The sequence below is a fragment of the Geomicrobium sp. JCM 19037 genome (assembly GCF_000698105.1).
Classification (GTDB): domain Bacteria; phylum Bacillota; class Bacilli; order Bacillales; family Marinococcaceae; genus Geomicrobium_A.
In genome coordinates this window covers 25,610-40,231 of the sequence record NZ_BAWZ01000001.1, presented here as the reverse complement: position 1 = coordinate 40,231, position 14,622 = coordinate 25,610, and the positions used below count along the sequence as shown (strand labels likewise).

General features: G+C 43.9%; 15 protein-coding genes and 1 pseudogene. 5 read left to right on the top strand and 11 right to left on the bottom strand.

Annotated elements, in window-relative coordinates; all coding sequences use genetic code 11:
- Positions 1 to 9: 9 nt before the first annotated feature.
- Positions 10 to 701: pseudogene (locus JCM19037_RS26335) on the bottom strand (chorismate-binding protein); the annotation flags it as partial.
- A gap of 492 nt (positions 702 to 1,193) precedes the next feature.
- On the bottom strand, positions 1,194 to 1,364 hold the full coding sequence (locus JCM19037_RS25360; RefSeq protein ID WP_193744612.1) for a hypothetical protein: 171 nt from the start codon (positions 1,362 to 1,364) through the stop codon (positions 1,194 to 1,196).
- A gap of 186 nt (positions 1,365 to 1,550) precedes the next feature.
- Between JCM19037_RS25360 and kynU the strand changes: the two genes are divergently transcribed.
- The 4 genes from kynU to JCM19037_RS00150 are packed head-to-tail and all read left to right on the top strand — an operon-like array spanning position 1,551 to position 5,275.
- Positions 1,551 to 2,792 (top strand): kynureninase, encoded by a 1,242-nt coding sequence (gene kynU / locus JCM19037_RS00165; protein ID WP_042396925.1) that lies wholly within the window; start codon positions 1,551 to 1,553, stop codon positions 2,790 to 2,792.
- Complete coding sequence (locus JCM19037_RS00160) at positions 2,789 to 3,400, top strand: cyclase family protein (RefSeq protein ID WP_238544460.1); 612 nt, start codon at positions 2,789 to 2,791, stop codon at positions 3,398 to 3,400. Before kynU ends, JCM19037_RS00160 begins: the two co-directional genes overlap by 4 nt.
- A gap of 27 nt (positions 3,401 to 3,427) precedes the next feature.
- On the top strand, positions 3,428 to 4,276 hold the full coding sequence (gene kynA, locus JCM19037_RS00155) for a tryptophan 2,3-dioxygenase (RefSeq protein WP_042396603.1): 849 nt from the start codon (positions 3,428 to 3,430) through the stop codon (positions 4,274 to 4,276).
- 33 nt (positions 4,277 to 4,309) lie between these two features.
- On the top strand, positions 4,310 to 5,275 hold the full coding sequence (locus JCM19037_RS00150; RefSeq protein WP_042396600.1) for an MBL fold metallo-hydrolase: 966 nt from the start codon (positions 4,310 to 4,312) through the stop codon (positions 5,273 to 5,275).
- On the opposite strand, the gene recQ is transcribed toward JCM19037_RS00150, so the two are convergent.
- Entirely contained in the window at positions 5,232 to 7,025 is a 1,794-nt protein-coding gene (gene recQ / locus JCM19037_RS00145; RefSeq protein WP_042396597.1) for a DNA helicase RecQ, read from the bottom strand. The two genes, JCM19037_RS00150 and recQ, sit on opposite strands and share 44 nt — an antisense overlap.
- Positions 7,026 to 7,161: 136 nt before the next feature.
- Between recQ and JCM19037_RS00140 the strand changes: the two genes are divergently transcribed.
- Positions 7,162 to 8,004 carry an SDR family oxidoreductase gene (locus JCM19037_RS00140; protein ID WP_042396594.1) on the top strand — a complete coding sequence of 281 codons (843 nt, stop codon included), beginning with the start codon at positions 7,162 to 7,164 and terminating at the stop codon, positions 8,002 to 8,004.
- Positions 8,005 to 8,114: 110 nt separating this feature from the next.
- Here JCM19037_RS00140 and JCM19037_RS27990 read toward each other — a convergent pair whose 3' ends face one another.
- From JCM19037_RS27990 to sbcD, 8 genes are all read right to left on the bottom strand, one after another.
- The gene (locus tag JCM19037_RS27990; RefSeq protein ID WP_255357819.1) at positions 8,115 to 8,240 is read right to left on the bottom strand and encodes a hypothetical protein; all 126 of its coding nucleotides are present in this window, start codon (positions 8,238 to 8,240) and stop codon (positions 8,115 to 8,117) included.
- Positions 8,241 to 8,254: 14 nt separating this feature from the next.
- The gene (locus tag JCM19037_RS00135; RefSeq protein WP_042396591.1) at positions 8,255 to 9,442 is read right to left on the bottom strand and encodes a hypothetical protein; all 1,188 of its coding nucleotides are present in this window, start codon (positions 9,440 to 9,442) and stop codon (positions 8,255 to 8,257) included.
- A 31-nt stretch (positions 9,443 to 9,473) separates the two neighbouring features.
- On the bottom strand, positions 9,474 to 9,905 hold the full coding sequence (locus JCM19037_RS00130; protein ID WP_042396588.1) for an RNA polymerase sigma factor: 432 nt from the start codon (positions 9,903 to 9,905) through the stop codon (positions 9,474 to 9,476).
- Positions 9,906 to 10,027: 122 nt separating this feature from the next.
- Entirely contained in the window at positions 10,028 to 10,507 is a 480-nt protein-coding gene (locus JCM19037_RS00125; RefSeq protein WP_042396586.1) for an SbcC/MukB-like Walker B domain-containing protein, read from the bottom strand.
- Positions 10,474 to 11,670, bottom strand: coding sequence for a hypothetical protein (locus JCM19037_RS26330; RefSeq protein WP_042396583.1), 1,197 nt, complete (start codon positions 11,668 to 11,670; stop codon positions 10,474 to 10,476). Before JCM19037_RS26330 ends, JCM19037_RS00125 begins: the two co-directional genes overlap by 34 nt.
- Positions 11,616 to 12,740 carry a hypothetical protein gene (locus JCM19037_RS00115; protein ID WP_042396580.1) on the bottom strand — a complete coding sequence of 375 codons (1,125 nt, stop codon included), beginning with the start codon at positions 12,738 to 12,740 and terminating at the stop codon, positions 11,616 to 11,618. The genes JCM19037_RS26330 and JCM19037_RS00115 overlap by 55 nt, the downstream gene beginning before the upstream one ends.
- Positions 12,730 to 13,398, bottom strand: coding sequence for an AAA family ATPase (locus JCM19037_RS00110; protein ID WP_042396578.1), 669 nt, complete (start codon positions 13,396 to 13,398; stop codon positions 12,730 to 12,732). The genes JCM19037_RS00115 and JCM19037_RS00110 overlap by 11 nt, the downstream gene beginning before the upstream one ends.
- Positions 13,395 to 14,588 (bottom strand): exonuclease subunit SbcD, encoded by a 1,194-nt coding sequence (sbcD, locus tag JCM19037_RS00105; RefSeq protein ID WP_042396574.1) that lies wholly within the window; start codon positions 14,586 to 14,588, stop codon positions 13,395 to 13,397. The genes JCM19037_RS00110 and sbcD overlap by 4 nt, the downstream gene beginning before the upstream one ends.
- Positions 14,589 to 14,622: the final 34 nt, after the last annotated feature.

Sequence of the window (14,622 nt, the reverse complement as noted above, 5' to 3'; positions counted from 1 at the left end):
CCCACCCCCTGCACCGTAGCGAATGGATTCATTCATGATTGATGCGGTACGAATGCCTACATTAAATAGCGCATCCCCAGTTGGTGTAACGTAGCCGATCGATCCACAATACACCCCTCGGGGGTCGGCCTCTAGGTCTTGAATGATTTTCATCGTCTCTTGCTTTGGCGCTCCGGTGATCGAACGCAAGGGAAGAGGGTACGAACAAGTTCTCGAAATTTCACTTTAGGTCTCATCGTGCACGCCACAACAGACGTCATTTGCCAAACGGTCGGGTATTGTTCAATATGGAACAAATCATTCACATGAACTGAACCTAACTTCGCAATGCGACCGAGATCGTTTCGAAGAAGATCGACGATCATCACATTTTCCGCACGATCTTTCTCAGAGTGTACGAGCGTTTTTTTTAGTTGTTCATCCTCTGAAGACGTTTCCCCTCTACGAATCGTTCCTTTCATCGGCTTTGTCATAAGTTCATTGTCAGTTTTCGAAAAGAACAGTTCAGGGGAGACCGACACAACTTTACGCCCATCACCCATGTCCACATACGCACTATATGCGGCTTGTTGTTTCGTTTTCAAATCCTCATAATACGATTTCGCATCTCCAAGAAATTGACTTTCCAATTGCATCGTATAATTGACTTGATACGTATCGCCTTGGCGGATATGTTCGTGAATCGTTTCAATATCTTTCATATATTTACTCTTGGTCGTTTTCGTTTCCCAATGACCTACATCATATGGCTTTGGCCTCTTCGATTGTGGCACAGCTTTGGCTTTCGAAAAAATGCCAAACCAAACGAGCGGCATGCCACTCTCCTTATGAACCGAAAAGCTTCGTATGTCTGCTTCATATGAAATAAACCCTGCCGCAAAGTATCCTTGTTCCGTCCACGAACCAATCTCATCTAGACATCGGTCGACTTCGTCAACGTGGTTTGTCGTTATGATATGTATGGGATTTGTGAATAACAGTGGGCCTGTCTCTTTATGATGAAAATCGATTTGTACGTATCCGCGATTTGTCATGATTTCGTCATCCTCTACTGCATGTAATGTCACGTGAAACAAGCGTAAACACCCGCATCGCTATGCCCGTGTTTTATCTTCTTCAGTATACATTATCATTCTAATTGATGGAGCTGCCTACAGACAAAAGAAAAGCACCCCCTATGGAGTGCTTGCCATTTATGATGATTTCTTGTGGGAAGGTACGAGTGCATATGGTTGGTGTACTGACAGACGTTCATGAAACAATCGTTTTAGTGCATCGTCTTCCATATCCACCAGGAAAGGTCGAGGAATCCCGCATAACTCACTCAAAAGACGGATCATTTCTACTTTTGAAAAACGCAACATCTCCAAGCCCCCTATCAGATATTTGCTTACACTTATACTATACCGTTTATGAATGCAATATTCAAAAAAATATTGTTTAGAGAGAAATATGGAAAAGATACATCGTTCATGAGAAGATAGTACAGAAATCGATGATGAAGGAGGTCGTATGTTTTGCACCGTTATACATTAGAAAAGGCAAAAGAAATGGACAATCAAGAAACGGTCGCATCACTTCGTGATCAGTTTTACACAAACCATTCTCACATTTATTTTGACGGAAATTCCCTCGGACTCTTATCAACATCCGCGGAACAAAAAGTGCTTGAACTGTTAGAAAGTTGGAAACAACATGCCATTGATGGCTGGACGAAAGGCGATCATCCTTGGTTTTACTTAAGTGAGCAACTTGGAGAAAAAAGCGCCAACCTCATTGGTGCACGCGTCGGCGAAGTGATTGTCACTGGGTCAACGACAACGAATCTTCATCAGCTCGTTGCCACTTTTTATCAACCTGAAGGGAACAGAACGAAGATTCTCGCAGATGAATTGAACTTCCCGAGTGATATTTATGCGCTAGAAAGTCAACTCAAACAAAAAAATAAAAACCCTGACGATCACCTTGTGAAAGTTAAATCCCGTGATGGCCTGACCTTACATACCGATGACATCATTGCTGCTATGCGTGACGACATTGCACTCATTGTTTTGCCTTCAGTGTTGTACCGGAGTGGACAAGTGCTTGATATCGAAGCGATTACCCGGGCTGCAAATGATAAGAACATTCCGATTGGATTTGATCTTTGCCATTCCATCGGCAGTATTCCCCACCAACTTCATGATTGCGAAGTGGACTTTGCTTTTTGGTGCAACTACAAATATGTGAATGCCGGACCTGGAAGTACAGGTGGGCTGTTCGTTCATGAGAAACATCACGTGAAAACCCCAGGCCTTGCCGGATGGTTCGGTTCGAATAAAGAAAAGCAATTCGACATGAATCATGAACCTACGTTTGCCGATGATGCCGGGTCATTTCAAATTGGCACACCCCACATTTTGAGCACTGCGCCATTAATTGCCAGTTTAGATATGTTCGAGCAGATAGGCATTACTGCCTTACGTGAGCGTTCGTTACGGATGACGGCTTATTTTATGGACCTGATTGACGACCGCCTTGCACAGTTTCAGTTTACTGTCAGCAATCCGCGAGGTAACAAAGAACGTGGAGGGCATGTATATTTAGAGCATCACGAAGCGGCTAGAATCGTTAAAGCTCTTAAAAAGAATGGCATCGTGCCCGATTTACGGCCACCAAACGGGATCCGTCTCGCACCTGTGCCCTTGTATAATACATATGAGGAAATCTATCATGTGGTGGATGCACTCTATGAAATTATGTCGACGAAAGCATATGAACAGTTTAGTAAAGAGCGGGATGTCGTCTCATGAGCGAGTGGATTGATATTACCCAACCGCTCACGGGCTCACTCGCTCATTGGCCCGGTGACATTCCATTCACGTATAAAGAAACTTACTCTCACGCCGACACCGGATCCGTTGCCATCGGGCAAATTCAGCTGAGCCTTCATAGCGGAACTCATGCAGATGCACCGTACCATGCAGAAAAAGAAGGTCAAAGGATGGGCGATGTGCCGATTGAACCTTTTATCGGACCCGCACAAGTTGTGGATCTATCCGCTTATCCAACCATCTCAAAAGAAGCGTTGCAACAATGCGGACCGATTAAAGCCCGTCGCGTATTACTTAAAACAAAAATACCGAACGATGCGAACCGTTTTCCGGATTCAATTGCAGCGATAGACGAAGCGGCGGTTGACTATTTATTTGAGCAAGAAGTAAAACTCATTGGTGTGGATGTGCCGTCTGTTGATCCGCTTGATAGCAAATCGATGCTCGCGCATAAAAGATTAAATTTACGCAACATGTATATATTGGAAAACCTTATGCTCGACACGTTGAAGCGGGGGGCTATTTTCTATCAGCATTACCGCTTGCAATTACACACGGTGATGGTAGTCCGGTCCGAGCCGTTCTAAAGAAGCAAACGTTAGGAGGAACATGTTTTGGACAATGACGATCAATTGAAAGCGTTTAAAAATGAGAAAGACATCCATACCGATTTTAAAGACAATATGACGTACAGTGACTACTTGACGTTAGATCAAATTCTCTCCAGCCAAAACCGGTTGTCAGATCATCCAGATGAAATGCTCTTCATCATTATTCATCAAGTGAGTGAACTATGGATGAAGCTCATTATTCATGAGTTAGATCGGGCAATTCAATCAATACAAGCTGGTGAACTTTCACCTGCATTCAAAATGCTCGCGAGAGTTTCAAAAATCCAATCGCAAATCATCCAAGGTTGGGATGTGTTATCAACGTTAACTCCGGCAGAGTACATGGAGTTTAGAGATGCTCTTGGCAAAGCATCAGGGTTTCAATCCTATCAGTACCGAATGATTGAATTTTCCCTCGGATATAAAACCGAACATAGCTTAAAGATTTACGAGAACGAACCCGAGATTTACGAAAAGCTCAAACACCAGCTAAATAGACCGAGCTTGTATGACGTGTCGATACAAGCGCTCAGTCGCGCGGGCTTTGCTATTGACCAACATGTACTAGAGCGCGACATTACCAAGCCATATACGACACACGAAAGTGTACAAAAAGCTTGGCAAGCTGTATATGAAAACGTAGATGACCATTGGGAGCTTTATGAGCTCGCCGAAAAGCTTGTTGACCTTGAAGATTGGTTCCAACAATGGCGCTTTCGCCACATGAAGACCGTCGAAAGAATTATCGGTAATAAAAAAGGGACGGGCGGTTCATCAGGTGTAAGCTACCTTAAAAAAGTAATTGATCAGTACTTCTTCCCAGAGTTATGGGAAGTGCGAACAACGATCTAACCAACACCTAGACGATGATCGGAGGACAATTCGATGGATAGAGAGAATACGATACGGATTGGAGATTTAGAAATTATACGTGGTGAGAATGGCAGTCGCGTACCGTTCACCACCAATGTGGTTGTGGTCGGTGACGGGGAGTCTGCACTCATTGATGCGGGTGCAGGAAAAGAAGCATTCTCCTACATCCATGACCAATATGATATAAGTCAAATATTCCTCACCCACTTTCATATTGATCATACGTGGGGCATCAAGCATTTCCCTACCGCACAAGTGCATGTCAACCCGCTTGACGCCAAGAAACTCAGTTCTATGGAGGAGCTTCTCAAAATAGGTGGCAATTATGCTGTCGAAGGGGAACAAAACCTCCAGGCGATGATTAAGAGCCGGGAAGGACGAGCGTTTCAATCAGTCGTTGATCGCAACAAAGAGATCTACCCATTCGATGAAGAATTTGTTGTCGCTGGAAAACGAGTGCAAATGATTCATACACCTGGTCATTGTGAGAGCTTTTGCTGCCCATATTTCCCAGAAGAGAAAGTAATGATCGTCGGGGATTACGACCTCACTTCTTTTGGGCCATGGTATAACAACGCTGATTCGAACATTAATCAGATGATTGCGTCTGCGGAGAAAACGCTCGGCTATGATGTGGAGCATTACGTGACGCTCCATCACAAAGGTGTATTTTCTCGGGAAGACTATCAAGCGAAGTTAAAAGATTATATGCAAATCATTGATGAACGGGAAGCGCGCCTCATTGATCGAATCAAAGCAGGTGTCACCCCAGAGGAAATTGTCTATCAAGAGATCTTTTATCGGGAGAAAAACTTAAAACAATCCCCTCCTCTCGTTGCTTTCGAGAAAATAGGGATTGCGAAACATCTTGAAAGACTGCTAGAAAACGACGGGCGTTACCGTGACTTTTATGATTCATTCCTTCAAGCCAACTTCAACGCCCCATCGTTCGTACACTACTATCATTCGACGGTTTGATGCAGTGCTTGTAAAAAGCTTCGCCGTAAACATCTAATTTATGCTCTCCGATCCCTTTGATCGAGAGCATTTCTTGTTTCGTTTTTGGTTGACTGACCGCGAGATGCCGCAATGTTTGATCAGAAAATACCATATAAGGTGCGACCGAATGTTCTTTTGCAAGCTGAGTACGCACTTTCTTTAACTGTTGAAACACGGGATCATCCACACTAACACTCGTCGTAGCAACCGTTTCTTTCTTTAACACCCGTTCTTCTCCTTTAAGAACATCAACGGACCGTTCATTTAGTGTTAATACCGGATACTGGCCTTCACCGATTGTGACGTAACGATGGGCAGCAAGAAAATCAATAAAAGCGGTAATCTCTCGTTGAGAGCGACCTTTCATGAGCCCATATGTAGAAAGTTGATCGAGTTTAAAATCAATGATTTTTCGATTACTGGAACCCGCAAGCACTCCAGCAATCATCGTCTTTCCAAATCGCTCCCTCGTTCTTTTCATACAGGAGAATACCATTTGCGCTTCCTTGGTCACATCGACGGTCTGACGTTGGTCCGTACAATGAAGGCAACGTCCACAATCTTGTGCGTCATCATCACCAAAATACTTCAATATAAACTTCATCAAGCAATCTTCTGTATGACAATAATTCACCATCGACCGGAGTTTTAAAAACTCTTGCTGCTTCCTGTCTTCAGAGAGTTGGGTTTGCTCGAGTAAGAAATTTTGGATTTGAACATCTTGTGGTGAAAATAACAATATACATTCACTGTCCAGGCCATCTCTCCCCGCTCTCCCCGCTTCTTGGTAGTAAGCTTCAATCGTCCGGGGAAGCTGTGCATGAATCACATAGCGGACATTGGATTTATTGATACCCATCCCAAACGCATTCGTTGCAACCATGACGTTTACTTCATCATAAACGAACTGCTCTTGACTCTGTTCACGCGACTCTGAATCCATGCCACCGTGATACTTGCCAGCTTGAATTCCTTTTTGTGTAAGGTAGTGATAAATTCTCTCGACTTCTTTTCGCGTGCTTGCATAAATGATCCCGGATTCTCCGGCACTTTTTCTAACGTAATTGACGATATACTTGTCATCGTCTTGATCTTTAATGACTGACAGTGTCAGATTTTCTCGAAGGAATCCGGTGTTAACCCGCTGGTCTTCAGGGATACGAAGTGCTTCACACACATCCCGAGCAACTTCTGGTGTCGCCGTCGCAGTAAGTGCGAGAACGCTTGGCTTCTTGTCTAGAGATTGGATAAAAGATGGAATCATTAAGTAACTCGGTCGAAAATCGTGACCCCACTGGGAAAGACAATGTGCTTCATCGATGGCGATTAATGAGATATCCAACTCATGTAAGCTCGATGTGAAATCTGGGGATACGAGCCGTTCAGGTGCTAAGTACATTAATTTATACTCATGGTTTTTCGCAGCTTCTAATCGCCGATGGGTTTCTTTTCCTGACAGCGAACTGTTAATGTATGTAGCCGGAATCCCGATTTCTTGTATTTCATCCACTTGGTCTTTCATCAATGAAATGAGCGGGGATACGACAATCGTCATGCCGTCAAGAAGTAGAGACGGTAACTGATAACAGATCGACTTCCCACCACCTGTAGGCATAATTCCCATCACATCTTGACCGTTCATAATGGATTCTATGACTTCAAATTGTCCAGGGCGAAACGAGTCATATCCGTAATAGGTTTGTAGTAATTTCTTTGCTTCGTCTCTCATGACTCTCCTCCTGAAATGCTGCTTCTTTAATCATAGCGAGTGACTCAAAGACTATCAACCGTTTTCTATAAATCTGTTTCACCTCCAACGACTAAGGGAATATGAAACTATTATTGGAAGTAAAGGGGACTTTCCTATGCGGCATATGAACGTCATCATTACTGGAGCAAATTCAGGAATTGGCAAAGCAACAGCGCAGGAAATTGGCAGAAGAGGGGCTCATGTGACGATCGCTTGTCGATCAATCACACGCGGGGAAGAGGCGAAACAGCAATTGCTCGCTGAAGTGCCTCATGGTCGTTTTTCGGTCATGTACTGTGATTTAAACGACTTGGAGAGCGTACAGCAATTCGCAAAAGCCTATCAGAAAAAACATGCCTCACTCGACCGACTCATTAATAATGCGGGTGTGGTCACTCTCCAACGTGAAACGACCGCGCAAGGATTTGAAAAGATGCTCGGTGTGAATCACCTCGGACATTTTTTACTCACACAATCTTTGTTACCGATGATGATAAACGTAGATTCTGCACGTGTCATTAATCTTTCCTCAGGAGCATATAAATGGGGGGCATTTGACCCACAAGACCCTCACCTTGACCATTCTTTTTCAATTATGAAAGCTTACGGGCGCTCAAAACTCGCGAACCTTTGGTTTACGATGCGTTTAGCTGAACGATTAAAACACACTCGTGCGAACACCGTTGCCGTTCATCCTGGGGCTGTGAGCACTTCTCTCGGTGTGAATCGAGATACAGGCTTTGGCAAAGGTGTGCATCAAGTGTTGAGGCCATTCTTTTCTACAGCAGAACAAGGAGCAGAAACAAGTGTCTTCTTAGCAGAGACTGACGATATCGTCAACGGAGGGTATTATTACAAAATGAAACGCCGACCCGTGAAACAAGCGCTCGCATCTGATCAACGAGAAGCGGAGAGGTTCTGGCAATGGAGCAAACAGATGATTGAAATTTATACGTAACCCGAAAGGCAGCAGGCCGGTTTATGTATATGATAAATTCGGTCATCCCCTCAACATACTCTTTTTGTATGTTGAGGGGATGACTTTCTTGTGACTCTTGCCAGCGGCCACTACTCATCTCGCTTTCGCTCTCTTCTTTTCTTTTTCCCTCGATGCCATTGGGAAAGGTGGTAATACCGGTTTTGTCGTTCACGTTCATTCCGATAATATGCTTTCGTAAACTCATCATGCCACATCCGCATACACCTCCCTATATTCTGAGCACTCCGATGTTTCCCGTCCCTTCTTCATTCTTCTCTGTTCGAATGCTGCCGTGATCAACGTCTAACTTTTGCTTTACGACCAACTTAATTCCAGAATGTACATACATTTTTCCGAACAAATAGATCGAGCCTAACGTCTTCAAAGTTTCTTTTTGCACATCTTCAGCTAGTGTGAGTGATCCGTTGATAATGATTGAAGTCCCTTCATCAACACCTTGAATCGCTTCATCATCCCATTCTTCCTTGCCATCGACGACGATGAAGTCGTTGTCGATCGCTAAGATCTCTGTTTCTAAATCATCTGCAAGTTCATACAATACGTCCTCAATTTCACTCGAACCAACAATGTATGATGAAGATTTAATATTTGTGATCGTTGTCACCAATCGCTCTCGGTCAACATCTTTTCCAAAAAATATCGGCTTCTCCGTGAATAGCTTTTTATGTTTCCAAAAGGAAAGTTGCTGATCTCGCAATTTAAGGGTTTTAGGGACCACATAATAGTCATCTGGAATGAGCTCTAGTACGGTACTTTTTGATGTTAACAACGCTGTTACTATAGGTTCCAATCGGCTGCGTAATTCGATGACACCTTTAACGGACAGTGAAGACATTCGCTGTAAAGACGCTTCATCCACATCATCTTCAATGTATAACACCCCTTTGATTTCCATGTGAATTTCTTCATCCAAGTTTTCCAGATACGATTTACTTAAACGGAATGTGCCTTTTTTTGTAATGGTCTTGATGTCTTCATCATTATAGCCATGTATGTTACCGCCTCGGTCGGTCATGCGTGTTTGAATCGAACCTCTAAGCTCTTCCGGAATATTGACCTGACCATAATACTGAATGTCGGCAATGTATTTTTGTATCATTTCTTTTGTGACGTCTCGTTCAAAGGTTACAACACTTGTCGTAGTCGCTTTAAGCGGATGTTCAAGCCCTTCTAAATAGGAGCGAGTAATTTGGAGGTCTTCCAAAAAGAGCTCATATCCTTCCTCAACCTCAACGACGACCCCGATATTGCCAATTGAGATTTGGTGCAATAGATGGCTTCCTCCCTGTCGTATAAGAACGACACCGACATTTCCAATTTTTGTAATTCCTTTAATTTCTTCTTCTTTCGTTTCTCGTAAATCGAGTACACCTACGTTTCCAAATTTACCGTTCATCATCATTCCTCCTAATATTTTTGCAATTGTTTTAATGCCGTTTCATCTTTGATCGAACCGTCGATGGCGGCATATTGAGTTGTCTACCAATTTCAGTACTGGACAATCCGAGCCAATATTTCTGAAATAATATCGTTCTTTCTTCTTCGGGAAGTGTTGAAAGGATCTCCATCACTTCAATTTTTTCATAGTCACTAAATGGAGATTCAATTCGATCATGAATCGTATGATCAAATACATCTTCACGTTGACTTTTTCGTCGTTCATCAATTAAAAGACGTTTCATCGTTTTGAAAAACCACGCACGTTGTTGGTGAACTTCTAAGTCAAAGACGTGGGGGTGTTTCATCGCTCTCGTCCAAGCATCGTGGATGAGATCTCCTGCTTCATGTTCATGTCTTGCAATACTATTGGCAAATCGCCAAAGGTCGGGGAACAACTGTTCATAATGATGATCAAACATTAGGTTGGCCCTTTCTATTTTGTCGGTTCATATAGGTAACGGTTGAGAAAGCAAAACTGACGAAACTTTTTTAATTTTTTTCATAACAATAGATGACGGAAGAAAAGCTAGCCGAATGTCGGCTAGCTTTGAACGGTCACACGTGAGCCCGTACCTTCTGCCGTAGCAGGGGTGACGAGCAATCGCGTTTGAAGACGTTCTTGTAATTCCGGAACATGACTGATGACACCAACGGCTAGGTGATCCGTTTGCAATTGCTCCAACGCCGTTACGACTGTATCTAACAACTCCGTATCCAATGTCCCAAATCCTTCATCCAAAAAGAAGAACTCTAGGTTTTGCTCTCCAGTGAGTTGAATGGAAGCTGATAAAGACAGCGCAAGGGCAAGTGATGTAAGGAACGTCTCTCCTCCAGACAGAGAGGTTGTCGGGCGTTTCTCACCACCGTTAAAATAGTCTGCAATGAGAAATCCTCCGCTCGAGTCAAGCACTAAAGCATAGCGGCCTCTCGTCAAATCATGAAGTCGTTCCGAAGCGTTTTTCGTGACATGAATCAATTGCTCTTCCGCTAAAAAGTCAACAAATTCTTTTCCACGAAACACAGACTCCAGTTCTTTATAGTTACTGATTTGTTGCTCGTAATGCTCCTTTTTCTTGTTAAGTTTTGCGTAGCAACATGTTTCTCTTGCACGTCTTCCCACTTTGATCTGGCGGTTGTTCGTTGTTCTTTAAGCAGTTCGAAACGAGACTCACTCTCTTTGTACGAACGCTCAAGCTCGGCAAACGCCTTTTCGTCAAAGGTTTTTCCTCCCATGCGTTTTTCAAGACGCTCAACATTTGCGGTAACACTTGTGATCTTTCGCTCATAGTCGTCTTTTTGTTCTTCATTTTTTAACCGTTCTTCATCAGACAATACCCATTCCGATAACTGCGCAGCAGTATCGAATTGAATCAGATCACTTAACGTTGTGAACGATTTTGTTTGTTGATAATGTCTCCATTCTTTATCGGCTTTTTGTTGAAACTCTTTTGCCGATTCGAACCGAGTCCGAGCTGTTGTCCGCTTCGCATCAATTTCCTCGTAATGCTTCGTAGAAATTTGTACTCGCTCGTCACTCGACTTTACTTTTGCTTTTAGGCGCGCAATCTGCTCTTCGACATCAGCTTTTGCTTTTTCGATATTGTCTACGTCCACAAAGTCATGATGTTGCTTCTCAAAAGACGAGATTTGTGCTTCTGCTTGTTGGCGATTATGTTGCGATTTAAGGACGTCAATCTCAAGCTTGTAAATGTCTTCTTCGAGTCGTTTATGGTCGGCTTCTAGCTTCTGTAGCGATTGCTGCTCTTGTTGCACATTTTTTCTTAAGCGACTAATGATGCTCGCTTGTTCGTGCACACGCTCCCTCGTTTTAGCGATCGTCGTAAGTGACCAATCCGAATAAGAATTTTCCCAACGGTGTTTTTCAGCTTCCCACTCCGCATGCTTTTCGTTACGCCTTTTTGTTAATTCTTCAACCGTCTTCTGCTCGTAGTTCAACTCAGCTTGATGGGCTTGTTCAACGCGCAGTTGCTCTTGGTGTTCTTTCATAAGCGTTTCTGTCCGCTCTTTGATTTTTTGAACTGTGTTCGTTTTCGGAGGGATCTGTTCTAACCATTGTTCGATGATTGCAACCAAATTTTCATTGGACTTTTGCTCATAAAGTGTTTCTTCTACTTGTTGAACCTCTCGATCCCGATGCTCATCAATGGCGACGGTTGTGCGCACTTGGCCCGCAATCTGTTCCAATAGTTGTGTGTTGGAAATGAGGTAGGCGTCTCGGTATTCAGATTTTCATATAATGTTTGTAGCCGCTCTTCGGCTTCGCTCGGTCGCTCAGTGTTCGGGTTTGGATGTGAAGTTGACCCACATACTGGGCATGGGTTTCCTGCTTCTAAGCTTTGGGCAATCTGATGTACAGAAGCTTGGGTGTGATGCATTCCCTTAAGTTTCACGGCATCCATCATTTTCGCTTTTTGTCGCTCGAGATCTTTAAATGTTGAGTACCAGTTTAACGCGTACTCATAAGCGATCGCTAGTTTCTCTTCAATTTGCTTTCGGTCATTTATCGCTTGCCGAGCCGTTGCCTCAATCTCTGTTTGTTTTTTTCTCGTTTGAACGAGCTGCTCGTCGACTTCCTCGACCGATTTGAACAGTGCGTCAAGAGACTTGGCATGCGCATACGCTTCATCCACTTGTTTTCTTTCATCATCTCGATCGTCATATGCATTCAAATCATTTTGCATCTGGTCGATGTTTTCTTTTTGCTCCGTAATTCTGTGTGAGAGAGCTTCTTTATTCTTACTTAGATCGTTTACTGTTTTGTTCAATTGTTGCTCGTTTTCACGTTCCTCTTTTACCGTCTTTCGTGCGACTTCATATTGTTTTGCTTGTTCTGCGGCATCAGCAATTTTCGCTTGCCGAACGAGCAGCTCAGGTTCTTTTTTCTCACGATCTTCTTTATCTTGTTGTTGCTGTTGTCTTGCGCTTTCAAGCTCTTTCACGATTTGAGAAAACGCTTCTTCTTGCTTTTTATACTCGTTCTCTTTCACAGACACGTCCGCTGCTGCTTCCTCAACTGCAAGCAATAGAGGTTTCGCTTCTTTGGAAAGAGCGTGAACCCGAAGGCGTTTTTGGCTCTTCTCGTAGAGTGGTTTTTGTTCAACTAAGCTCTGTTGTTCCTTATGCGCATCTTGAAGTTCTTCATATAAGCTTTTCAATTGTTGAGCAGCTTCCCATTGACGCTTATGCTCTTCTATTTTTTCTTGTTCCTTCTTCAGCGTTGTTTCAGCTTCCACCACTTCTTTTTTTCGCTCTGTTTACCGCTGCTTCTGAAGCTTCACCAATGCCTTGCAACTCACCATCAATGACGCGATGTTCCCCTTGTAAATGTTGCAATCCTTCTTTGATCTTGTGGTTAAGGTCATCGCCGTACTTATGAAGGTTAAACAACCGTTGCAGCATTTCACGTCGGTCGGAACCTTTTAGGTGAAGAAACTCAGAAAATTTATTTTGAGGCAGTACGACTGCACGTGTAAAGTCGGCCAATTTCAATCCGAGCAGCTGTTCGATTGAAGCGTTCATGTCGCCCACTTTGTCGGTAAGCACAACCGCTTCGTCTGTAACATCTAAAAACCGTGCACGCGTCGTTTGCAGTGTATCATCTTTGGAACGCTTTACTCTTCGTTCGGCCGTATACACACGTACCCCCAGCCGAAACGTATAAACGACCATCGCTTCCTTTTCGGCTTGGTTAATCATGCTCGCACCCGTTGCACCACTGCGACCGATTTTCCCATATAAAGCAAAGGTCATTGCATCTAATATCGTTGACTTACCACTACCTGTAGGACCAAAAATCCCAAAGACCCCACCTGAACAGAGCGTGTCAAAATCAATTTCTACGGCGTCACGGAAGCTATGCAGACCGCGGATACTCAAATAGACAGGTCTCATTTTGCACCTGCTTTCTGTTCGGTGCTCTCTTGGTCAATGAGATTTAGAAACAACTCCGTAATCTCTTGATCCGGGGTAGCTCCACCTGTCTTCTTTTCATAAAACTGTTTAAACAGTTCATCGATCGGTAAGTTTCGACGCTCTTCTCGCTCTACATATTGTTCTTCTGGTAATACCGCACGAATCGTCACAATGCCCGGGTGGGACCGTCGTATTTTTTGGATGTCTTCAGGGCGCAACGTGTGGTCGCTATGAATGGACAAATCCACCCAAAAATCAAGTGATGCCGATTCATCCAGCCATTTGTAAACTTCCTGTAGTCCGTTCTTCGCTTGCCATTTCACGAGAGGCTTGCCGCTTTTGAGCGGTATCTCTCGAATATGAGCGTCTTCATGAGGCACGACGTCAATTACCGTTACTGATTTAGATACACCCGTATCATTAAACGAAAAGGATAGCGGTGACCCTGCATATCGAGTTGGAGCCGGGGCGTGGTGTACCCATTGGGGGCGATGTAAGTGCCCAAGTGCCGTATAACTCACATTTTCCGGCAAGCTCGTAGGACGAACCGTATAGGCACCTCCAACTTCGATGGGGCGCTCGGAATCCGTCGCCGCTCCACCCCCAACAAAAATATGACTCGTCGCTATATTAATGTCATCATCGGAAAATGATTGGGTCATTTGCTTAAAAAGTTGTTGAATCCGCTCGTCGTACGTCTGTTGGAATGCCAAATCATCTCCGTCAAAGCTTCCATTATTTGAAAAGCTCGTCCGTAATCTTGATTCAGAAGGATAAGGTAACGCGGCGACTTTCATTGTTACGTCGTGTGATTTGATCGGGACGTGGAGAGGCCCGGTAATCGGCATACCTACCAGGTACATGTTTTGCGACTGAACGAGAGGAAGCGCTGCTGCGAGACGATCAGGTTGATCATGATTTCCAGCAATCACGACAATCGGACGCCTGCCTCCGTCGGATAAACGACTTAATGCTTCGTAGTAGAGCTCCTCCGCAGCTGCTGGCGGGTTCATGCTATCGTATAGATCACCGGCGATGAGTATCGCATCCACCGCTTCTTCTTCAACAATCGTTACGAGTTCATCAACAAATGCAGCATGTTCAGATAACCGGTCTCTTCCTTCTAAAGAGCGACCGAAATGCCAATCAGCTGTGTGCAATATTCGCATGTGCAGCCCTCCTTTTATACGTTAATTTCAATTT

Coding starts and splice junctions, on each gene's coding strand:
- JCM19037_RS25360 (WP_193744612.1), bottom strand. CDS start 1,364: ATGTTGCGTTTTTCAAAAGTAGAAATGATCCGTCTTTTGAGTGAGTTA.
- kynU (WP_042396925.1), top strand. CDS start 1,551: ATGGACAATCAAGAAACGGTCGCATCACTTCGTGATCAGTTTTACACA.
- JCM19037_RS00160 (WP_238544460.1), top strand. CDS start 2,789: ATGAGCGAGTGGATTGATATTACCCAACCGCTCACGGGCTCACTCGCT.
- JCM19037_RS00150 (WP_042396600.1), top strand. CDS start 4,310: ATGGATAGAGAGAATACGATACGGATTGGAGATTTAGAAATTATACGT.
- recQ (WP_042396597.1), bottom strand. CDS start 7,025: ATGAGAGACGAAGCAAAGAAATTACTACAAACCTATTACGGATATGAC.
- JCM19037_RS00140 (WP_042396594.1), top strand. CDS start 7,162: ATGCGGCATATGAACGTCATCATTACTGGAGCAAATTCAGGAATTGGC.
- JCM19037_RS27990 (WP_255357819.1), bottom strand. CDS start 8,240: ATGTGGCATGATGAGTTTACGAAAGCATATTATCGGAATGAACGTGAA.
- JCM19037_RS00135 (WP_042396591.1), bottom strand. CDS start 9,442: ATGAACGGTAAATTTGGAAACGTAGGTGTACTCGATTTACGAGAAACG.
- JCM19037_RS00130 (WP_042396588.1), bottom strand. CDS start 9,905: ATGTTTGATCATCATTATGAACAGTTGTTCCCCGACCTTTGGCGATTT.
- JCM19037_RS00110 (WP_042396578.1), bottom strand. CDS start 13,398: ATGAGACCTGTCTATTTGAGTATCCGCGGTCTGCATAGCTTCCGTGAC.
- sbcD (WP_042396574.1), bottom strand. CDS start 14,588: ATGCGAATATTGCACACAGCTGATTGGCATTTCGGTCGCTCTTTAGAA.